The organism is Nocardia vinacea (assembly GCF_035920345.1).
GTDB lineage: Bacteria > Actinomycetota > Actinomycetes > Mycobacteriales > Mycobacteriaceae > Nocardia > Nocardia vinacea_A.
In genome coordinates this window covers 7,071,527-7,092,384 of record NZ_CP109149.1, presented here as the reverse complement: position 1 = coordinate 7,092,384, position 20,858 = coordinate 7,071,527, and the positions used below count along the sequence as shown (strand labels likewise).

The 20,858-nt window shown below is 66.7% G+C and carries 14 protein-coding genes and 1 pseudogene; 7 read left to right on the top strand and 8 right to left on the bottom strand.

Features of this window, described 5'->3' with window-relative positions:
• Nucleotides 1-634: 634 nt before the first annotated feature.
• Complete coding sequence (locus OIE68_RS32340; protein WP_327094770.1) at nucleotides 635-1,675, bottom strand: stage II sporulation protein M; 1,041 nt, start codon at nucleotides 1,673-1,675, stop codon at nucleotides 635-637.
• Nucleotides 1,676-1,716: 41 nt separating this feature from the next.
• Between OIE68_RS32340 and OIE68_RS32335 the strand changes: the two genes are divergently transcribed.
• Complete coding sequence (locus OIE68_RS32335) at nucleotides 1,717-2,523, top strand: RDD family protein (protein WP_327094769.1); 807 nt, start codon at nucleotides 1,717-1,719, stop codon at nucleotides 2,521-2,523.
• A gap of 39 nt (nucleotides 2,524-2,562) precedes the next feature.
• On the top strand, nucleotides 2,563-2,706 hold the full coding sequence (locus OIE68_RS32330; RefSeq protein ID WP_327094768.1) for a hypothetical protein: 144 nt from the start codon (nucleotides 2,563-2,565) through the stop codon (nucleotides 2,704-2,706).
• Here OIE68_RS32330 and OIE68_RS32325 read toward each other — a convergent pair.
• From OIE68_RS32325 to OIE68_RS47225, 5 genes are all read right to left on the bottom strand, one after another.
• The gene (locus tag OIE68_RS32325) at nucleotides 2,699-3,994 is read right to left on the bottom strand and encodes a DUF58 domain-containing protein (protein ID WP_327094767.1); all 1,296 of its coding nucleotides are present in this window, start codon (nucleotides 3,992-3,994) and stop codon (nucleotides 2,699-2,701) included. The two genes, OIE68_RS32330 and OIE68_RS32325, sit on opposite strands and share 8 nt — an antisense overlap.
• Before the next feature lie 3 nt (nucleotides 3,995-3,997).
• Entirely contained in the window at nucleotides 3,998-5,002 is a 1,005-nt protein-coding gene (locus OIE68_RS32320) for an AAA family ATPase (RefSeq protein ID WP_419150592.1), read from the bottom strand.
• A complete protein-coding gene (locus tag OIE68_RS32315; protein WP_327094765.1) occupies nucleotides 4,978-6,012 on the bottom strand; it encodes a DUF4129 domain-containing protein in 1,035 nt (344 codons plus the stop codon). Before OIE68_RS32315 ends, OIE68_RS32320 begins: the two co-directional genes overlap by 25 nt.
• Entirely contained in the window at nucleotides 6,009-6,830 is an 822-nt protein-coding gene (locus tag OIE68_RS32310; RefSeq protein ID WP_327094764.1) for a hypothetical protein, read from the bottom strand. Before OIE68_RS32310 ends, OIE68_RS32315 begins: the two co-directional genes overlap by 4 nt.
• A gap of 114 nt (nucleotides 6,831-6,944) precedes the next feature.
• Entirely contained in the window at nucleotides 6,945-7,109 is a 165-nt protein-coding gene (locus tag OIE68_RS47225; protein ID WP_419150824.1) for a hypothetical protein, read from the bottom strand.
• A gap of 55 nt (nucleotides 7,110-7,164) precedes the next feature.
• On the opposite strand from OIE68_RS47225, the pseudogene OIE68_RS47220 reads away from it, so the two are divergent.
• Nucleotides 7,165-7,320, top strand: a pseudogene (locus OIE68_RS47220) (MFS transporter); the annotation flags it as partial.
• A 484-nt stretch (nucleotides 7,321-7,804) separates the two neighbouring features.
• Here OIE68_RS47220 and OIE68_RS32300 read toward each other — a convergent pair.
• Together OIE68_RS32300 and OIE68_RS32295 are read right to left on the bottom strand one after the other, a co-directional pair.
• The gene (locus OIE68_RS32300) at nucleotides 7,805-9,376 is read right to left on the bottom strand and encodes an adenylate/guanylate cyclase domain-containing protein (protein WP_327094762.1); all 1,572 of its coding nucleotides are present in this window, start codon (nucleotides 9,374-9,376) and stop codon (nucleotides 7,805-7,807) included.
• Nucleotides 9,377-10,064: 688 nt separating this feature from the next.
• On the bottom strand, nucleotides 10,065-11,837 hold the full coding sequence (locus OIE68_RS32295; RefSeq protein WP_327094761.1) for a DUF4407 domain-containing protein: 1,773 nt from the start codon (nucleotides 11,835-11,837) through the stop codon (nucleotides 10,065-10,067).
• 259 nt (nucleotides 11,838-12,096) lie between these two features.
• On the opposite strand from OIE68_RS32295, the gene aroQ reads away from it, so the two are divergent.
• The 4 genes from aroQ (at nucleotide 12,097) to OIE68_RS32275 (ending at nucleotide 20,857) form a co-directional block, all read left to right on the top strand.
• The gene (gene aroQ / locus OIE68_RS32290) at nucleotides 12,097-12,687 is read left to right on the top strand and encodes a gamma subclass chorismate mutase AroQ (RefSeq protein WP_327094760.1); all 591 of its coding nucleotides are present in this window, start codon (nucleotides 12,097-12,099) and stop codon (nucleotides 12,685-12,687) included.
• A gap of 763 nt (nucleotides 12,688-13,450) precedes the next feature.
• Nucleotides 13,451-18,103, top strand: coding sequence for a glutamate synthase large subunit (gene gltB / locus OIE68_RS32285; RefSeq protein WP_327094759.1), 4,653 nt, complete (start codon nucleotides 13,451-13,453; stop codon nucleotides 18,101-18,103).
• A complete protein-coding gene (locus tag OIE68_RS32280; protein WP_327094758.1) occupies nucleotides 18,096-19,565 on the top strand; it encodes a glutamate synthase subunit beta in 1,470 nt (489 codons plus the stop codon). Before gltB ends, OIE68_RS32280 begins: the two co-directional genes overlap by 8 nt.
• A 392-nt stretch (nucleotides 19,566-19,957) precedes the next feature.
• Nucleotides 19,958-20,857: a cutinase family protein gene (locus OIE68_RS32275; RefSeq protein WP_327094757.1), complete on the top strand. Its 900-nt coding sequence runs from the start codon at nucleotides 19,958-19,960 to the stop codon at nucleotides 20,855-20,857.
• Nucleotide 20,858: the final 1 nt, after the last annotated feature.

Sequence of the window (20,858 nt, the reverse complement as noted above, 5' to 3'; positions counted from 1 at the left end):
TCGAGCGAGGAAGGTGGCAGAGATCACAGAGCCGGTTATGGTTGCGGCCGTGGTGCTGACCGCGGTCCGATTCGGTACTCCAGCGACCACATTTGCGCAACTGGTTAATCATGATCTTGACCGGATGTAAGTCCATCTCGGCGGGTTACGACTAGGTGTAGATCACGTTTATAACGTAGTAAACCAACCTGAAGTTTCTTTTACCGCATCCAACTGTCAGCAACACCAATTATAGGGCGGTAAATGCGCAGGTCCGAGTGATATTTAGTAACCATTGAGGACTCTATGTTAACAATCTAGCTAATCGCTCGAAGAATGTTTGTCGGCGACCCGTGGTTTCTGGATCGTGATCTGGGATCACGTGCCGAAGATCGGTTCAGAGGTCTCGTGCCGACTGCCCGAATGGCTGCCGAAAGTTTGCTCGACTACCGAAAAACGAGGTGCCCACCTGGGTTTGCTGGGGCGCTGCTTTATACGCTTGACCTCGGCGGGGAGGGTTGCGTCGGGATAACGATTGTGTAGAGTTGACGGTAACGCTGGCCGCAGCTGAGCTGGACTCGCTGCGGCCAGCGGAACTCAACTGGGGGACTTCGAAACTCGTTCGTTACGTAGCGTTGCTACCGATTGCCCGGACCTATTTCACCAACCGTGTGCTCGGCGTTGTCTGCCAGCGCTTCGCGGAATCCTCTTCAGCGCCACCGAATCCCAGTGCCGCCGTGGCTCGGGCGTCCTGTTCGAGTGCGGCCCGGCGACCCACGACGAAGACGTAGCCGAGAAACAGTGCCTCCGCGATGAATCCGATGCCGACCTTCACCGGCACAGGCATCGAACTCGGTGTCACGAAACCCTCCAGCAGCCCGCAGACCAGCAGCACCGCAACCAGACCGAGCGCGACCGTCGCGGTGGCCCGGCCCTGGCGCGCGACCGCCTCCAGCCGACTCGACCGTCCCGGATCGATCAGCGTCCAGCCCAGCTTCAGGCCAACCCCGCCGGCCACGAAGACCGCGGTCAACTCGAGTGTGCCGTGCGGCAGGATGAATCCGAAGAACGAATCGAGCCGACCGGCATCGGCCATCAACCCGCCGGTCACCGCCGTATTGAGCGCGTTTCCGAACAGCAGGTACACCGCGGGCAGGATCAGCACCCCGGTGAACAGCACCATCGCGGTCACCCAGGCGTTATTGGTCCACACCTGCGCGGCGAACGCGTCGTGCGGATGTTCGGAGTAGTAGGTCTCGAATTCGCCGCCGGGTGCGGTAAGCCAGTCGTTGTGATCGGAGATGCCGAACAGATCGCGCGCCGAACCGGAACCGGCGATCCAGACGGCCAAACCGGTGGAGACGATGACGAAGACCGCCGCCACCGCGACCCACCACGGCCACGCCCGATACAGCGTCGCGGGGAAGCGGTGCGTGAAGAACCGGCCGACCTGGCTCCACGCGTCGCCCTTGGTGCCGAGCACCCGGCCGCGCGCCTTGGTCAGCAGTGCGCTGAGTCCGGCGATGAGTTCCGGATCCGGACTGTGCGATTGCAGCCGGGCCAGCTGCTGTGAGGTGCGCCGGTACAGCGCGACCAGTTCGTCGGCTTCCGCGCCGCTCAGCTTGCGCCGACCGACCAGATAGGCCAGTCGATCCCATGCCCCCCGCTGTGCGTAGCTGTACGCATCTACGTCCATTGGTTGCCTCCCATACCGCCGGTCGGAAGAATGCTATCGACATGGCTGAATTCACCACCGGCGAAGCGGTCGCACTCGAGCTGCCGATCGCCCGGATCCCGACCAGGGCCACCGCGTTCCTCTTGGACGTGCTGGTGCAATTCATGCTGGGCAGCATGCTGATGCTCGGCCTCAGCGTGGCGCTGCTCTACTTCGGCGCCGACTCCGCGTGGTACAGCGCGGCGGCGATCACCACGATCGTCGGGACGCTGGTCGGCTATCCGGTGGTCTGCGAAACCCTCATGCGCGGCCGAACCGTCGGCAAGCTCGCGCTCGGGCTCCGGGTGGTGCGCGGCGACGGCGGGCCGATCGACTTCCGCCACGCACTGACCCGCGGTCTGGCGGGTGTGATCGTCGACTTCTGGATGTTGGGCGCATTCGGTGCGGTCGGGGTGATCACCTCGATGTGCTCGCCGAATGCGCGCCGGGTCGGCGATGTTCTCGCCGGCACCGTTGTCGTGCACAGCCAGCGCCGCGTGCCCTTCCCGCTCCTGGCCGTCGCGCCGCCTTGGCTCGTCGCCTGGTCCGGACAGTTGGACCTGTCCGGCATCACCGAGGATCTCGCGCTCGCGGTACGCCAGTACCTGTCCCGCATCAACACCCTCAGCCCCGCCGCCCGGGCGAACCTCGGCCACACCCTGCTCCTCGCAGTATGTGACCGCCTGCGGATCCCGGTCCCGGCGGGCTACCCACCCGTGCAGATCCTCGGTGCGGTCATCGCGGAACGCCAACGCCGCACCCTCGCCCCGATCATCACCCCGATGGTGATGGCGGGGCCGCGTCCGATGCCGATCGCCCGGGCGAGCTGAGTCTCATCGAATCTTCCTCGGCAACATGGTCATTCGGCCGTGGCGATTGTGCTGCTCGCCAAGGTCTTATCCGCCCCGGAGCGGGAGATCGCGATCCGGATCCGGATGATGCCGTGGCCCCGGATCGACATCGATGCCAAGGCGGCATCGGGCCCGCCGCCGAGCGATCTCGGAGTCACATAGTGCCGGACTGTTTGAGCTCCAGGTATTCGTCGGCCAACGCTTCGGGGAGGCGCTCCGGTGCGGCCGCGACGACGTCGATGCCCATGCGGCGCAGGGATTCCTGGACCAGGGCGCGTTCGGCGATGAGGGATTCGGCGGCGGCAGCGGGGTAGAGGTCGGCAAGGGTGTCGCGTTTGGTAGCTGCCGCCGCGACGTCGGGATCGGTGACCGAGACGATCAGGACGCGGTGGCGTTGGGCGAGGGTAGGCAGAACCGGTAGCAGGTTCTCTTCGACGGCCGCCCCGTCCAGACTGGTGAACCAGACCACCAGGCTGCGCCGGCGGGCGCGTTGGATGGCGGCGCGGACCAGGCCCGCGCTGTCGGTATCGACCAGTGCGGGGGTGACGCCCGCCATGGCGTGCATGAGTTTCAGTTGCAGGCGGCGGCCGCCCACACCGCGGACCTCGGTGCGGACCTGCCGGTCGTAGGCGAGCAGATCCACCGAATCGCCTGCGGCCGCGGCCAATCCGCCGAGCAAGAGGGCGGCCTCGATGCTCGAGTCCAGCCGGGTGCCTGTGCCGACGCGGCCCGCGCTGATGCGGCCGGTGTCGAGCACCATCAGCATGTGCCGGTTGCGTTCCGGACGCCAAGTGCGCACCAGCACATCGGTGGCGCGAGCGGTGGCACGCCAATCGATGGCCCGCACATCGTCACCCGCGACATACTCGCGGAAGGAATCGAATTCGGTGCCCTGACCGCGCATATTCGCGACATTGCGGCCCTCGAGATGCTGCAGCCGTTTGACTTTCGAGCGCAGCAGCCGTTCACTGCGGAATTCCGGCAGCGCACGGACCCGCGCGGGCACGGTGTGGCGACTCTGCCATCCGGCCATACCGAGCAGGCCGAACAAACGCACCGTCACCGGACCGGCGATCCGATCACCGCGGTAGGTCGGTGTCAATGTGGTTTGTACTCGCATGCGGGTGTTGGGCGGCAGATCCAGTCGGTGCGTGCGGGTTTCGGCGCAAGCGCTGCCGGGCCAGTCGTCCCACAGCTGCCCGCGGACGGTCCTGGTTCCGTTGTTCACCACGCCGAGTTCCGCCTCGGCGCTGCGGCCGAGCCGGATCACGGTCAACGATTCCCTGGTCAGCGTGAGGTCGCGCGCTCGCGCTACCGTGCCGAGATCGAAAAGTACAAGGGCGGCAAGCACACTCGTCATGAGGACGACACCGAGCCACGACGGCATGACGAAGCAGACGAACAGCGCGAGTACCGCCGCCGTCAGGGCGAGCCGACCGGTAACGACCACGAGCTACACCGGAACCGGAACCGAAAGCAGCAATGACGACATGACGCCCTCGGTCGTCACACCGTCCAACTCCGCCTCGGGCCGCAGATGCAGCCGATGCCGAAGTACGGCGACCGCAACCGATTTCACATCGTCCGGGGTCACGAAACCACGACCGTTCAGCCAGGCGAACGCGCGCGAGGCCGCCATCAGCGCGGTCGCGCCGCGGGTGGACGCGCCGTGCTGGACCGCCGGGGAGTTGCGGGTGGCCCGGCAGATATCCACCGTGTAGGCGAGCACCTCCGGACTGATGGTGACCCGGGTGATCGCCGCCCGCGCCGCGGCGATATGCGCCGGACCCGCGACCGGACGCAGACCGGCGGCGGTCAGATCGCGCGGATCGAAGCCGCCCGCATGCCGCTGCAGAATGCGGAATTCATCGTCGCGCCCGGGCAATTGGATATCGACCTTGAACAGGAACCGGTCCAGCTGCGCCTCCGGCAGCGGATAGGTGCCCTCCTGCTCGATCGGGTTCTGGGTGGCGACCACGACGAACGGGTCCGGCAGCGGCCGCGGCTTGCCGTCCACCGAAACCTGACGCTCCTCCATCGATTCCAGCAGCGCCGATTGAGTTTTCGGTGGCGTGCGATTGATCTCGTCGGCGAGCAGCAGATTGGTGAAGACCGGGCCGTGCCGGAAGGTGAATTCGGTGGTATGCGGATCGTAGATCTGCGAACCGGTCACATCACCCGGCATCAGGTCCGGGGTGAACTGGACCCTGGCGTGTTCCAGATCCAGGGACGTTGCGAGCGCACGGACCAGCAGCGTCTTCGCCACGCCGGGAACGCCTTCCAGCAGCACATGGCCGCGGCAGAGGAGGGCGAGCACCAGGTACATGATCGCGGTGTCGTTCCCGATCACCGCCTTGCCGATCTCGGCACGCAGTGCGGCGAATGCGGCACCCGCCTCCTCGGCGGTCGGGGTGTGGTTGGTGTCCGTGCTGGTCATCCGACCTCCGCCTCTATCCATTCGAGTTGTGTGGCAACGAGTTGCAGGGTGCTCGCATCGGGCACCGGCCCGTACAGCGCGGCGCCGACCACGGCCGGATCGGCCCGGGTACGCGCGGCGACGGTCGCAACCAGCCGGTCCGGCGTGACATCGGTGCCGACGCCGAGCATCGGGCGGATGCGGCGCAGGGTGGCGGCGCGCAGCCGGGCCGCGACATGTTCGTGGTCCTTCGACCGGCGATAGAGCGCCGCCTGGCCACCGAGCAGTTCGTTCGCTGCCACTTCCACGGGTCGCGGTTCGCCGACCAGCGCACCGCGACGAGCAGCCCGCCACCACACCAGCACCGCCGCGGCGATGAGGAATTGCAGGCCGCCGAAGGCGACCGGTGCGGGCAGCCTGCCGAAGATGGAATCCTGGCCCGCACCGAAGCCGGAGTCGTCGCGGTTGTCATCCGGATGGTGCTCGGGCGGTTTGGGCGGCGGAATATCCGGCGGTGTCGGCTTATGCGGCGCGGGCGCCGCACACGAATTCAACACCGCGTACAGCAGCACGACCAGTGCGATGGCGGCGAGCAGCGCGGCCCAGAATTTCGGATTGCGCAGCAGGTCCGGTAGCGGCGGAAGTTGTCTGCGGGTCTTGGTCTTCTCGGTGATCGTCGCTTCGACCGGTTCCGGTGCGGGCGGTGGGGCACTGCGCGAGTAGCGGTCGGCATATTCGAGGCGGCGGTATTCGTCCTCGGTGGCGCGGCGGCCGCCGTACACGACCTCGTCGAAACTGTGTGCGGCCGGATGTAATTCGCTCGCATCCTCGAGTGGCAGCGCGGTCGTCGCGTCGTCGGCGGTTTCCCGCGCGGTCCGCGAGCGGCGGACCTCCAGCATGCCGCGCTGCTCCAGGCCGCGGAGTACCGCGCGGAACCGCTCGCGTAGCGCGGTGTCGAAATCCCGGTGCAGTGCGGCGTTTTCGGCGGCGTCGCGGTGCGCGTCCGCGGGTCCGAGTCGTGGTGGTGGCGGCGGTGCCGTGGGTTCTGTCATCGTTTATCCGTTCCGGGGACCCGGATATCGAGCCCTTCGCGTCGGCATCGGCGATCCACATACGAGACCACCCGCGTCGCCGACTCGACCACTTCACCGAAGGCGATGATCAACAGTGCCGACGTCGACAGCAGGACGATGACCTGCCAGCGATGAGTGCCGGTGAAATCCGAGAGGTACCACGGGATGCCGAGCAGCGGCACGGCGACGAGGACGACCAGTGCACGGCAGGCGAACCACAATCCGGTTATCGACGACTGCGCGCCCTGGACGAGCAGTTTCGAGCGCGCGACCGCACCGGCGTGTGTGGTCCGTTCGACGAAGATCACCGGCACCGCGACGAACCGTCCGGCCCGCAGATAGCCCAGCCAGATCAGCGCGAACGGATAGGTGATGATCAGCAGGCTGCCGACGATCAGCACGCCGATGCCGACCAGGGTGAACAGCACGTGGAAGGCCAACAGCGGACCGGCGACCGCACCCACCCGGCCCAGCGACGTGCGCCAGCCGATCGGCGATCCGGCGACGGTCGCGAGTCCGAGCGCGACCGTCATCCCGCGCAGCAGGAACCGCAGCAGCCAGGCGGCGGCCGCCGTCGACAGGATCGCCGCCCACGCGGTGCTCGCGTCGGAGCCTTCCGTCAGATAGGAGATCCCGCCGGTAGTCGCGACGACGAGCAGTTCGGCGAGGACGAGTCCGATCGCGGTCGTGCCCGCCAGCACGACGACATTCGCCTGGATCAGCGCGAACGGCTCGTCGAGCAGTTCGCGAAAGCTCAGTGGGCGGATCGGCACCGTCGTTCCAGGGGAGGTTGGCACCGGATCGTTCCCCGCCCCGACGGCACCGGCCGGCTCGGCGGCTGGTAACACGCGGCCGAGTCTAGCCGTCGGCGACCCGCCAGGCGGGGCGCAACATACGGATGGTGCGTCTGCTCAGCGCTCGAGCAGTCGTTCCACGACCTTCCGGTATCGCGTCGAGTCGACCGGTGGGAGGCCGAGCAGCGCGCGCAGATAGACGCCGTCGCCGACCAAACGGATGATGTCGGCCCGCACCGGATCGTCGATGTCCTTGTCCAGACCGTCCGACCAGCTGTCCATCATGTCCGACAGCGCCTGCTGCACCTCGTCGGTTTCCGGGCCGGAGTTGGCGTCGATGGTGCGCATGGCCGGACTGGTGGTGACGGGCTTGGCCCTGCTGCTGCTCGCCGTCGACGCGACCGTGCTCGACCTCGCAGTGCCTGCGATCAGCGCGGAACTGGCGCCGACCACGCCGCAGCTGCTGTGGATCATCGACGTGTACTCGTTCGTGGGCTCGACCTGTCCCAGGTGCCGAGCGCGCAGACCGGTGCGGCCTCGGAATCTCTCGGCGGTGCCACCGAATTCGCTCGTCAGCTGCCGCAGTCGGCGGCCGATGGATTTCTGACCTCGGTGCACGAGGCGTTCGTCTCGGGCGTTCATATGGCCGCCATCGGTACCGCTGTGGTGCTTTTGATCGCCGCCGTGGTCGCCTTCCGGCTGCGACCGCTCGTGCGTAACGGCATATCTCGGTGCGGATTTCGCCCCTGTTCCGTATCCGGAGCGGGGGGCGAAGTCATATGGAAAGCCAACCGGTCTGGATGAGATCGGTGCTTACGAGGCGTGCGGTCGCGCCGCGTTGTCTCGGAATTACCGTTCTGACCTGATGCTTCGGCGGTACGCCGGGATGGCTGTCCAGTTCCGAACATTTGTACGGTTCCGTGCTCATGCCCGGTACCGGGTAATTGGTGCGGATACGGGTATGTAGTGCTGACCGGCTAATCCGGTTGCGGCCGTCCCAATCCGGTCGGGGTGACTCGGCCGCGGAGCGTAACGGACTCGCCGAGCTGCCAGTGCATTGCCTCGGACGGATCGGCGGCGGCGATGGTGGACGCCGAGGTGAGCAGACGACCGGGGTCGGTTTTGGCGAGTTCGCAGAGGCGGGCCGCCTCGTTGACCGCATCTCCGATGACGGTGAATTCGTAGCGTTGGTGGGCGCCGACATTGCCCGCGACAACCCGGCCCGCGGCGACGCCGATGGCGGCGGTGAAGTCGGAGGCCTTGGCGGTCAAGCGGTTTCGGATGGCGCGGGCACAAGTCAGCGCCGTGCCCGCCGCGTCGTCGAGCGGTGCCGGTGTGCCGAAGACGGCGAGTGCGGCGTCGCCCTCGAACTTGTTGAGCAGGCCGCCGCACCGTTCGACCTCGTCGACCACGATTTCGAAGAAACTGTTCAGGATGGCGACGATTTCGGTGGCGGGACGGGTGGCGGTCATGGTCGTCGAGCCGATGATGTCGATGAACAGCACCGCCGCCTCGCGCTCCACACCGCCGAGATTCGGCTCGCGCTCGAGCGCCGCCTCCGCCACCTCGTGGCCGACATGTCTGCCGAACAGGTCCCTGATCTGTTCGCGCTCACGCAGTCCCGCCACCATGCGATTGAATCCGCTTTGCAGCTCACCCAATTCGGTGCCGTCGTACACCGTGACCGCGACATCGAGATCGCCGTCCTCCACCTGACGCAGCGCGCGCCGCACACCTCGAATGGGTGCGACCGTCGCCGAAAGCGTCTGCGCCATCAGCAATAGACCGAAGCAGAGCCCGGCCCCGCCGAGCGCCAGCATGCACACCGCCAGTCGCGCCGTGCTGATGTTGTCCATGGTCAGCGCCATGATGGCGAGCACCATGGAGCCTGCGACCGGCACCGCGGAGCCGAGCGTCCAGGCAAGAATCGACCGGCCGAAGACACCGATCCCGCGCCGCTGTCGTGAGGCCGCCGCCTCGAGTACCCGGGCGGTCGAGGGTCGCAGCGCGAACTCGATGATCAGATAACTATTGGCGGACACCACGATTGCGCTGATCCCGATGCCGAAGACGATTTTCGGAATCAGCGCCGGATCCGACAGTCCGTACAGCGTGGTAAGCATCGCCATCCCGCCCAGCCAGAGCACCGCCTGGCACCGTACGAGCAGCATCGGCACCCGCGTGGCCGCGATCTGTTCCGCCTCGTTCGGCACCTGATCCGGCTCGATGGCCCAGCGCAACGCACGCAGCCCGCGCGTCGTGCCCCACCACATCCCGATCAGCAGCGCCAGCACCCCGTACATCGGTGTTGCAACGAAATTGAGCAGTACCAGTCGCCTGGTGAACACCGTCGGCCCGGGCAATACGAAGCCGATCAAGGCGATCGAGACGGTAATCCCGGTGACATTCGCAATCAACAACGGCACCGTCAACAGCAACTGAACCCGAATCCGCCGCTTCCCCGCCGACTCCGCCGCCGACCCGAGCAGCCGCGACCCCCACGGGGCGGCCCCCGCATCCGGCACGGTCGGCACATCACTGTCGGGCATGCGTTGCAGACTATGCGCCACTGTGGTGCCAACGGCAGCCAGCGCCACCCGCATCGCCTCCGAGTGATGTCCGGTACCTCACCCGCACACGCCGAATAATGCCGCGATGCACCAGGTATGACCGCCGTGCCACCCACATCATGCCGCCGCCGGTCAGTTGGCGGGCAGCAGTTCCTCGGGCCGGGCCGCAGCGTGACTTCTGCCAGCAGCGGGGCGCCACACCGTGCGTCGAACAATGCCGGGTGAACCAGATGCGGCAACTGCGGCCGATCAAAGGGTCTCGCGCCTCGGACGGCGCCATCTGTCGGGCCGTACGAATCGGCCGCTGGACGGTGCCGGTTAGTTGGCGGCGGCAGTTCCCGCGGAGCGCGGAGCGAATTCCGCCAGCAGTGGGCAGCACATCGTGCGCGGCGAACAATGCCGAGGTGCACCGGATGTGGAACGGCGGCTGATCCACGGGCGTCGGGTCTCGGATGGCGCCATCTGTCGGGCCGTACGAATCGGCCGCTGGACGGTGCCGGTTAGTTGGCGGCGGCAGTTCCCGCGGGGGCGCGGAGTGACTGCGCCCAACAGTGGGCAGCACATCGTGCGCGTGGTGCACCGGATGTGGAAACGGCGGTTGATTTACGGGCGTCGGGTCTCGGACGGTGCCATCTGTCAGGCCTTACTGGCCGCTGGACCGTGCCGGTCAGTGGGCGGGTGGCAGTTCGCGCGGGCCGCGGTGGCGGGGGAGTTCATTTCGGTGGCCGGCCGAGAGTTCGTTGCGGTGGTCGGCTTGGGGGAGGCCGTAGCCCTGGGGTGTGGCGGCCGGGGGGAGGGCCGAGTAGCGGGGGTCCTGGGTGTAGTCCGCGTCTACGACGGTGGCAGCGACGCGCTGGGCGTGCCAGGACTCGGGGGTGCCGGGCAATTGGTAGCCGGGTTGCGGGGACTGAGTCATGGCCGGGGCGTGCGAATCCTGGGAGTCGACGGTCACCTTGCGGGTGCGGCGCAGGGTGAAGGTGATCTCCTCGACCTCTTCGAAGGCCTGGCGTGCGGTGCGCAGCGGGTGGGTGGCGGTGTCGATCGCATTGGCGACGAACGCGGGTACCAGGGGGCGGATGAAGCGGGCCGCGGTATCGGAGAACGGCACGGTGCCGATCAGCGGAAGTTCCAGGCCGCCGCTCTTGGGCGCGGCAGGTGCGGCCGAGGCGGTATGCGGCACTACCGTGCCTGCACCGCCGGTCGGGGCGAGCGCACCCGCACTCACGGTGGCCGGAAGGTTTGGGGTCACCTCCTGAGACACAGAGCTGTCCTCTCGGTCGCCAGCCGTTCCGGCTGGAAGTTCACGTCGCCCCGGGTCCGTGATGCCGATTTCCAATCCGCCGATGGCGGCGACGATCCGGGTGCGTTGACGCTCCCGATCGATGGCGGTATCGGCCTCGACGGCCAGTCGGACGGCGGTCAATTGTTGTTCGGTGCGCAGGTTTTCGGCCTCGGCCCGCACCTCGGCGCGTCTCACCGCGATCGCGGCGTCGGCGCTGCGTTCGGCGCGGTCCTGCACGGTGTGGAAGGCCAGTCGCCGATCGAGTGAGGTCTCCCCGCGCCACCACCGCATGATCAACGGCAGCAGCGCGAGCAGGACGAAGGTGAGGATGGTCAGCACCCGCAGCAGGAACGCGCCCGCCGTACCGGTGGTGTAGTCGTTCATGGCCAGCCAGCGCGCGCCGAGGCCGCGATCGGCATCGGCGAAGGCGGCGGAACCGGCGGTGTCGAGGGACTCCTGGTCCTCGGTGATCCGCTGATCCAGTCCGGCCACCCGATCCTGCGCCGCGGCCAACTGCTTGCGCGCGTCATCGAGCATCGCGTTGGCGGTCTGCGATTCGGGGCCGCGACCGGGCACACCGGTGATCCTGGTCTGCGGGCATTCCGGCGTCGGGTTGTATTCGCAGCGCGCGATCACCAGCGCGTGGTCGATATCGGCCTGCGCCTTGGCAATCGACTGGTCCAGTGCGGCGCGATCGGCCTTCGCACGCTCCAGCTCGGTCCGCGCGGTGACCACCGCAGCTGCGGAATCGACCGCACGCTGCGCCTTTTCATCCAGCAGCCGATCGATGGAGCCGCCGAAGAGCACCGTCGAGGCGAGTTCCGCGACCAGTACCCCGGCCATCACCGCGACCGCGATCCGTCCGGCGAGACCGCGGCGATCCGGACCACCGGCGGGTCGCGCGGTCGCGAGGGCACGGGCCACCGCACCCGCCAGCAGTGCGACGACGAGCGCGACGAACACGATCGCGAACAGCGGCATGGCATCGGCCGTGGCAAGTGCGACCGTGCCGACGATCCCGGCCACCGCCGCGAAGAGCAGGACAACGGCGCCGCTCACGGCGTAATCCGCGCGCTCATGCGGATAGACGAGTTCGGTCCCACCCTGCTCGCGCCCGAGACCTCCACCGAGCCAGGTGAACAAGCCGGTGACTGTCATGGGATCCCACATCCTCTTCATCCCAAGTCAAAGTGGCGGCCTGCTAGCGACTGCTTGCAGGCCGCTCGAAAAACCCGCCGAAGCTGTCACTGATTCGTTGTCACAGCGTGACAGGCGCGACCGCGACACACCGAGCACGCAGCCGGGGATGTGGTCAGGCTCACAGAATTCGGTATGGCCGCCGGACTTGTGTGCCCGCTCACCCTTAATCTGGCAGGGATGACCGCACCGGAACGAGCTGGCGAACGAGGTGTTGCGGGTGTTTTTCCGAGGCTCGGCAAGGGTTTTGGTGTGTGTGGCGGCGGCTCTGTTGATGGCCGCCCCCGATAGCCGCGCGCAAACACTCGACGACGATCCGGCATTGGATCGCATCGTCGCTCTGGTGACCGAACGCCTGGATACCGCCGACGCCGTCGCCGCGGCCAAATGGGCGACGGCCGCGCGGAACGGCGGCCAGCCCTCGATCGACGATCCGGAACGCGAAGCGCAGGTATACGACGCGATGGTGCGCCTCGGCGCCGACCGCGGACTTCCGGAAAGCTGGGTCCACCAGGTGTTCTTCGGCCAGATCGAGGCCAACAAGATCGTCCAGCGCGGCTTGGTCACCCGCTGGCGCTTCGATCCGGCCGCGGCGCCGAGCACGCTGCCCGACTTGTCGTCGGTGCGCCCGGTGATCGACCGGGTGAATGTGGAAATCGTCGACCAACTCGCGCTGCGCCGCGCCGCGCTCACCGGTCCGAACTGTGTCTTGCGCCTGGCGTCGCCCGTTTTCGGGGTGCTCGCCTCCGGCCGCGATGCGCTGCATCAGGCGGCGCTGGTCCGTGCCGCCGCCGCGCTATGCGGTCCTTAGATGGGTGTGCTGCGAGCCGCAAGTCGTCGGCACCGCGTGTCGCCCGGCGGAAATGTGTCGTAAACCACTCGAATTAGATTGCTGGAAATGTGCTGAATCCCACATCGAGCAAAAGAGTCCGGACGGTCGGATCGGGTTGTGTGCTTGTCACACCCCTGTCGGAAATCTCTCATCCGGCCCGCCGGTCAGTTAGCCACCGCGAATCGGGTTTGCCTCGAGTGAAGCAGGGGAAATCCACTTCGATGCAGGTGAGCGCCGGTTCTCGGGGTGCGAGGTGTGGCGTGGTGCGGGTCCTGGGCGCCCGTTCTCGCTGTTGGCACCCGGTGCCAAGGGGATCGATCGCACCGCGTTCGCTGCTTTACACTGGACGACGCGCACACGTGGAGGACCGATTGAAGAAGCCCAGCTAGGCCCGGTTATTAGCACGACCTAAGTTGGTTGGGCCCCGGACCTGACTTATCGTTTGCTCTTACGCCGAATACAGAATGTTCGGCACTAGCGCCCGCTCGGGCTCGGAAATCCGGTGCCCAAGCGTAGCGGGCGCGCACCCGTGCGGAGGTAAGGAACACGTAAGCGTTCCGTTACCGACGAGCACCCCTACGTCATCGCAGCGGGTGGACAACTGGAGACGTGACTGCACGAAGAAGACCATCAGCGCGGCTGGTTTCGCAACGTACAGGCGCAGTCTTGACGGAGGCAATCGACGAAAGGCCCCTTTCCCATAGGCCGATTCATCGAGGCCGACTTTCTTGAAGGCAGAGGCATGACGCAACTTCCTGGCCACAGGTCCCCCGGACCCATCGGGCTCTATGACCCGGCGAACGAGCACGACGCCTGCGGTGTCGCATTCGTCGTCGACATGCACGGCCGCCGCAGCCGCGACATCGTCGACAAGGCTATTACGGCTCTGTTGAACCTGGAGCACCGCGGTGCCGCAGGTGCCGAACCCAATAGTGGTGACGGCGCCGGCATCCTGATCCAGATTCCGGACCGGTTCTTCCGTGCCGTGGTCGATTTCGAGTTGCCGCCGGAGGGCTCCTACGCCACCGGTATCGCCTTCCTGCCGCAGGCCCGCCGCGAAGCGACCAAGGCCGCCTACGGCCTGGAGCGCATCGTCGAATCCGAGGGCCTCTCCGTGCTCGGCTGGCGCGAGGTGCCCACCGACGAGTCCACCCTTGGTGCGCTGGCCCGCGACGCCATGCCGACCTTCCGCCAGATCTTCATCGGCTCGCCGAAGGGTTCGGCCGAGCAGCTGTCGGGCATGGATCTGGAGCGCCGGGCCTACGTCGTGCGCAAGCGCGTCGAGCACGAACTGGGCAAGGCCGGTGCGGGCGAGGGCGCGGTCGGCAAGGAATCGGTGTACTTCCCGAGCCTGTCCGGTCAGACCTTCGTCTACAAGGGCATGTTCACCACCCCGCAGCTGCGTGCGTTCTATCTGGACCTGCAGGACGGCCGGATGGAGTCCGCCCTCGGCATCGTGCACTCCCGGTTCTCCACCAACACCTTCCCGTCGTGGCCGCTGGCGCATCCGTTCCGCCGGGTCGCGCACAACGGTGAGATCAACACCGTCACCGGTAACGAGAACTGGATGCGCGCCCGCGAGGCGCTGCTGCGCTCGGATGTCTTCGGCATCGACGAAGCGGGCAACAGCCGCCTGCAGAAGATCTTCCCCGTCTGTACCCCGGGGGCGAGCGATACCGCGCGCTTCGACGAGGTGCTGGAACTGCTGCACCTCGGCGGCCGCAGCTTGCCCCATGCGGTGCTGATGATGATTCCCGAGGCCTGGGAACGCAACGAGAACATGGACCCGCAGCGACGGGCGTTCTACCGCTACCACTCGATGCTGATGGAGCCGTGGGACGGCCCGGCATCGGTGTGCTTCTCCGATGGCACCGTGGTCGGCGCCGTCCTCGACCGCAACGGCCTGCGCCCCAGCCGCATCTGGGTCACCGATGACGGTCTGGTCGTCATGGCCTCCGAGGTCGGTGTCCTCGACATCGATCCGGCAAAGGTGGTCCAGAAGGTCCGGCTGCAGCCGGGCCGCATGTTCCTGGTCGACACCTCGCAGGGCCGCATCGTCGGCGATGAGGAGCTCAAGAGCCGGCTGGCCGCCGAGCACCCGTACCAGGAATGGCTCGACGCAGGTGTGACCAAGCTGGCCGATCTGCCCGATCGCCCGCATGTGCACATGTCGCACGATCGCGTCCTGATCCGTCAGCAGATCTTCGGATACACCAATGAAGAGCTGAACCTGCTGATCTCGCCGATGGCCAAGACCGGCGGTGAGGCGCTCGGCTCGATGGGCACCGACACCCCGATCGCGGTGCTTTCCTCGCGTCCCCGACTACTCTTCGACTACTTCTCCCAGCTGTTCGCGCAGGTGACCAACCCGCCGCTGGACGCGATCCGCGAAGAAGTGGTGACCAGCCTGCGCCGGGCACTCGGCCCGGAGGCCGATCTGCTGCATCCGGGACCGGAGTCCTGCCATCAGATCACCATCCCGCAGCCGATTCTGGACAACGACGAGCTGGCCAAGCTCATCCACATCAACGACGACGGCTCGCATCCGGAGCTGCGCTCGGTGGTCGTGCACGGTCTGTACCCGGTGAAGAAGGGTGGCAAGGGCCTGCGCAAGGCGCTCGAGGCCATCAACACCCAGGTCTCGGCCGCCATCGAGGGCGGTGCGCGGATCATCGTGCTGTCCGACCGCGAGTCCAATGAGAAGCTGGCGCCGATTCCGTCGCTGCTGCTGACCGCGTCGGTGCACCACCACCTGGTGCGCGAGCGCACCCGCACCATGGTCGGCTTGGTCGTCGAGACCGGTGACGCCCGCGAGGTGCACCACATGGCCATGCTGGTCGGCTTCGGCGCGGCCGCGATCAACCCGTACATGGCCTTCGAGACCATCGAGGATCTGCTCGAGCGTGGCGGGCTCCAGATGCCCGGCAGCACCGGCGATCTGCCCGCCGACTACCGCAAGGCGGTCGCGAACTACAACAAGGCCGCGAGCAAGGGCGTGCTGAAGGTGATGTCCAAGATGGGCATCTCCACCATCGCCTCCTACACCGGCGCGCAGCTGTTCCAGGTGATCGGCCTGTCGCAGGAGCTGGTGGACGAGTATTTCACCGGCCTGCGTTCGCATCTGGACGGCATCGGCCTGGACGAGATCGCCGCCGATGTGGCGGCCCGGCACACCGTGGCGTTCCTGGAGAACCGCAACGAGCGCGCGCACCGCGAGCTCGAGGTGGGCGGTGAATACCAGTGGCGGCGTGAGGGTGAGTACCACCTGTTCAACCCGGACACCGTCTTCAAGCTGCAGCACGCCACTCGCAGCGGTCAGTACTCGATCTTCAAGGAGTACACCAAGCTGGTCGACGATCAGTCCGAGCGGCTGGCCTCGCTGCGCGGCCTGTTCAAGTTCAAGACCGGTGAGCGCAAGCCGATTTCGATCGACGACGTCGAACCGGCCAGCGCCATCGTCAAGCGGTTCTCCACCGGTGCGATGAGCTACGGCTCCATCTCCTCGGAGGCGCACGAGACCCTGGCGATCGCGATGAACCGCCTCGGCGGTCGCTCGAATTCCGGTGAGGGCGGCGAACATCCGGCCCGCTTCGAGGTCGAGGAGAACGGTGACTGGCGGCGTTCGGCGATCAAGCAGGTCGCCTCGGGTCGCTTCGGTGTCACCGCGCACTACCTGACCAACTGCACCGATATCCAGATCAAGATGGCGCAGGGCGCCAAGCCCGGTGAGGGCGGCCAGCTGCCCGCGCACAAGGTGTACCCGTGGGTCGCCGAGGTGCGGCACTCGACACCGGGCGTCGGCCTGATCTCGCCGCCGCCGCACCACGACATCTACTCGATCGAGGATCTGGCGCAGCTGATCCACGACCTGAAGAACGCGAATCCGCAGGCGCGGATTCACGTGAAACTTGTTGCGGAGCCCGGCGTCGGCACGGTTGCGGCCGGTGTATCGAAGGCGCACGCGGACGTGGTGCTCATCTCCGGCCACGACGGTGGTACCGGCGCCTCGCCGCTGACGTCGCTCAAGCATGCGGGCGGTCCCTGGGAGCTCGGCTTGGCCGAAACCCAGCAGACGTTGCTGCTCAACGGACTTCGCGACCGCATCGTCGTGCAGGTCGACGGCCAGATGAAGACCGGGCGCGACGTGGTGATCGCCGCACTGCTCGGCGCCGAGGAATTCGGTTTCGCCACTGCGCCTTTGGTGGTTTCGGGCTGCATCATGATGCGGGTCTGCCACCTCGACACCTGCCCCGTCGGTGTCGCGACGCAGAACCCGGTGCTGCGCGAACGCTTCACCGGCAAGCCGGAATTCGTCGAGAACTTCATGCTGTTCATCGCCGAAGAGGTACGGGAACTGCTGGCGGAGTTGGGCTTCCGCACCCTGGACGAGGCCATCGGCCGGGTCGATATGCTCGACACCTCCCAGGCCAAGGCGCACTGGAAGGCCAGCAAGCTGGACCTGTCGCCGATCCTCGACGATGTCGAGACGGCATTCATGCGCCAGGACCGGTACTGCACCAAGACCCAGGACCACGGCCTGGACCGGGCGCTGGACGTGCAGTTGATCGCGCAGAGCGCCGATGCGCTCGAGCGCGGTCAGGCGGTGAAGTTCGAAACCAAGATCACGAACGTGAACCGCACCGTCGGCACCATGCTCGGCCACGAGGTGACCAAGCTCTACGGTGGCGCGGGCCTGCCCGATGACACCATCGACATCACCTTCACCGGTTCCGCGGGCAACAGCTTCGGCGCCTTCGTGCCCGCGGGCATCACGCTGCGGGTGCAGGGTGACGCGAACGACTATGTGGGCAAGGGTCTTTCCGGCGGCCACCTGATCGTGCGCCCGTCGCTGAACGCACCGGCCGACTTCATCGCCGAGCAGAACATCATCGCGGGCAACGTGATCCTGTTCGGTGCCACCAACGGTCAGGCCTTCATCAACGGCGTGGTCGGCGAGCGGTTCGCCGTGCGCAACTCGGGCGCCACCGCGGTGGTCGAGGGTGTCGGCGACCACGGCTGTGAGTACATGACCGGTGGTCGGGTGGTCATCCTCGGTGAGACCGGCCGCAACTTCGGCGCCGGTATGTCCGGCGGTGTCGCCTTCGTCTACGACCCGAACGGCACCTTCGAGGCAAGGCTCAACCCGGAGCAGGCCGACGCGGTCGAGCAGCTCGCCGGTGACGACTTCACCTGGCTGCGCGACATCGTCACCCAGCACCGCGATCAGACGGGTTCGGCTGTCGCCGAACGCATTCTGAGCGACTGGTCCCAGCAGGTGAACCACTTCGTGAAGGTTATGCCGCGCGAATACAAGAAGGTTTTGCTCGCGATTTCCGAAGCCGAGAAGAACGGCACGGATGTTGACGAGGCGATTATGGAGGCGGCACGTGGCTGACCCGCAAGGATTTCTGAAGCACACCAAACGGGAACTGCCGACGCGTCGTCCGGTTCCGCTGCGCCTGCTGGACTGGAAAGAGGTCTACGAGCAGGGTTTCTCGCACCAGACCCTGCAGACCCAGGCCAGCCGGTGTATGGACTGCGGTATTCCGTTCTGTCACAACGGTTGTCCGCTGGGCAACCTCATCCCGGAGTGGAACGACCTGGTTCACAGGGGCCAGTGGCGTGAGGGCATCGACCGGCTGCACGCGACCAACAACTTCCCGGAGTTCACCGGGCGGCTGTGCCCGGCGCCGTGCGAGGCGTCCTGTGTCCTCGGCATCAACCAGGATCCGGTGACGATCAAGCAGGTTGAGGTCGAGCTCATCGAGAACGCCTTCGACGAGGGCTGGGTGACCCCGGTCTACCCGACCCGTCTCACCGGCAAGAGGGTCGCCGTGGTCGGTTCCGGCCCGGCCGGTCTGGCCGCCGCGCAGCAGCTGACCAGGGCCGGTCACACCGTGACCGTCTTCGAGCGCGCCGACCGCATCGGTGGCCTGCTGCGCTACGGCATCCCGGAATTCAAGATGGAGAAGCGCTTCATCGACCGCCGACTCGCGCAGATGGAGGCCGAGGGCACCATCTTCAAGACCGGGGTGAACGTCGGTGTCGACATCACCGCCACGCAGCTGCGCGAGCGGTTCGACGCGATCGTGCTGGCCGGTGGCGCCACCCTGGCACGTGACCTGCCGATCCCGGGCCGGGATCTGGACGGCATCCACCAGGCGATGGAATTCCTGCCGTGGTCCAACCGGGTGCAGCTCGGCGACGATGTCACCGACGAGAACGGCCTGCCGCCGATCCACGCGAAGGACAAGAAGGTCGTCATCATCGGTGGCGGTGACACCGGCGCGGACTGCCTGGGCACCTCGCACCGTCAGGGCGCGGCCAGCATCCACCAGTTCGAGATCATGCCGCGGCCGCCGGAGGAGCGCGCCTCCTCCACCCCGTGGCCGACCTACCCGCTCATGTACCGGGTCTCCTCGGCGCACGAGGAGGGCGGCGAACGCGTGTTCTCGGTCAACACCGAGCGTTTCGTCGGCAAGGACGGCAAGGTCACCGCGCTCGAGGCGCACGAGGTCAAGATGGTCAACGGCCGCTTCGAGAAGGTCGAGGGCACCGACTTCACCCTCGAGGCCGATCTGGTGCTGCTCGCCATGGGCTTCACCGGACCCGAGAAGCCGGGCCTGCTCGAAGGTCTCGGTGTCGGCTACGACCAGCGCGGCAATGTCCAGCGCGATAAGAACTGGGCGACCAATATCCCGGGCGTCTTCGTCGCCGGTGATATGGGCCGCGGCCAGTCGCTGATCGTCTGGGCCATCGCCGAGGGCCGCGCCGCCGCGTCTGCGGTCGACAAGTTCCTCGAGGGCGAGACCGCGCTGCCCGCGCCGATCCCGCCGACTGCAGTCGCGCAACGTTAGAACCTCTCTTACCGGAGCGGAAAGGGCGCCTGTGGATTTCGATCCACAGGCGCCCTTTTTTGTGCGTCGGCACCGCCGGCATTTGCTCCGCGTCCGTATTCGATCTTGGCGAGCCGCACGGAAGCTCGCTGAGCGGAACCGTTTCGGGCCGCGCGGTGACGGGAATCGGACACGGTAACGGGTTGGAATGGCGCTGGTTGCGGTGTTGCCTTATTGTGATCTGCGGCGTGGTGCGTGATCTTGGGATGTGGGTTGCGACGTGCATGTCATGCCAGTGGGTTGCTCTCGTTGGCTCGATATGCACTGGACCGACATCCACCGAGGTCAGCACTGTTAACGAAAGACTGTCGGAGCTAGCTCTCGCAAGGGGCGATGTTTTGAACTGGAGCGGTATGCGGTTGAAGAAGGTGGCCGCCGCACTCGGTGCGTGCGCGGCGGTAGCATCCGGCGTAGTCCTTGGTAGCGGTTCGGTAACGGCCGATCCGGGCTGCCCGAGTCTCTATGTTGTTGCGATTCCAGGTACTTGGGAGACGGGCAAGGACAAGACGCCGCAGCCCGGCATGCTGGCCGGCGTCACCAATAATCTGCCTCGGTCGGTGGACGTCGATTACGTGACATATGCCGCGACCGCATTCCCGTGGGAAGGCGACGTCTACGGCGCGTCCAAGAAGGAAGCGACCGATCGCGCCCGTGGCCTGGCCACCGCGATGGCGCAAAGCTGTGGCGGCACCAAGATCGCGATCGTCGGCTACAGCCAGGGTGCGGATGCGGCCGGCGACCTCGCCGCCGAAATCGGCACCGGTCTGAGCCCGATTCCGGCGGACCGGATCGCGGGTGTCGGCCTGATCTCCGATCCGCGCCGCTCGCCCACCGACATCCAGGTCGGATCGGTCGCGCCGGGCGCGGGCGCCGGCGGCGCTCGGGTCGGCGGCTTCGGCTGGCTCAGCGATCGCACCCGCACCATCTGTGCGCTCGACGATCTCTACTGCGCCACCGCCACCGACGATTTCGTGACCCGGTTCGCCGGCTTCCTCGCCCAGACCTCCGAGGCGAATCCGGCCAACCTCTGGCGCTACCAGCTCGAGGCGGGCGCAATCATGAGCGACCTGATGAACTTCGGCGGCATTCCGACGCTGCAGTCGCAGCTCACCGAATCCGCCAACCAGCAGCGGGCGAAGGATCTGGAGCGGTTCTACGACTCGCACGCGCATACGCTCTACGGCAGCTACCCGGTGGGCGGCGGTCAGACCGCCATCTCCTGGATGCACAACTGGATCGCGGGCATGGCCTGAT

Excerpts from the sequence above, each read along its gene's own strand:
- OIE68_RS32340 (WP_327094770.1), bottom strand. The coding sequence starts at position 1,675 with ATGGACGTAGATGCGTACAGCTACGCACAGCGGGGGGCATGGGATCGA.
- OIE68_RS32335 (WP_327094769.1), top strand. The coding sequence starts at position 1,717 with ATGGCTGAATTCACCACCGGCGAAGCGGTCGCACTCGAGCTGCCGATC.
- OIE68_RS32320 (WP_419150592.1), bottom strand. The coding sequence starts at position 5,002 with ATGGATAGAGGCGGAGGTCGGATGACCAGCACGGACACCAACCACACC.
- OIE68_RS32315 (WP_327094765.1), bottom strand. The coding sequence starts at position 6,012 with ATGACAGAACCCACGGCACCGCCGCCACCACCACGACTCGGACCCGCG.
- OIE68_RS47225 (WP_419150824.1), bottom strand. The coding sequence starts at position 7,109 with ATGGACAGCTGGTCGGACGGTCTGGACAAGGACATCGACGATCCGGTG.
- OIE68_RS32300 (WP_327094762.1), bottom strand. The coding sequence starts at position 9,376 with ATGCCCGACAGTGATGTGCCGACCGTGCCGGATGCGGGGGCCGCCCCG.
- OIE68_RS32295 (WP_327094761.1), bottom strand. The coding sequence starts at position 11,837 with ATGACAGTCACCGGCTTGTTCACCTGGCTCGGTGGAGGTCTCGGGCGC.
- gltB (WP_327094759.1), top strand. The coding sequence starts at position 13,451 with ATGACGCAACTTCCTGGCCACAGGTCCCCCGGACCCATCGGGCTCTAT.
- OIE68_RS32275 (WP_327094757.1), top strand. The coding sequence starts at position 19,958 with ATGCGGTTGAAGAAGGTGGCCGCCGCACTCGGTGCGTGCGCGGCGGTA.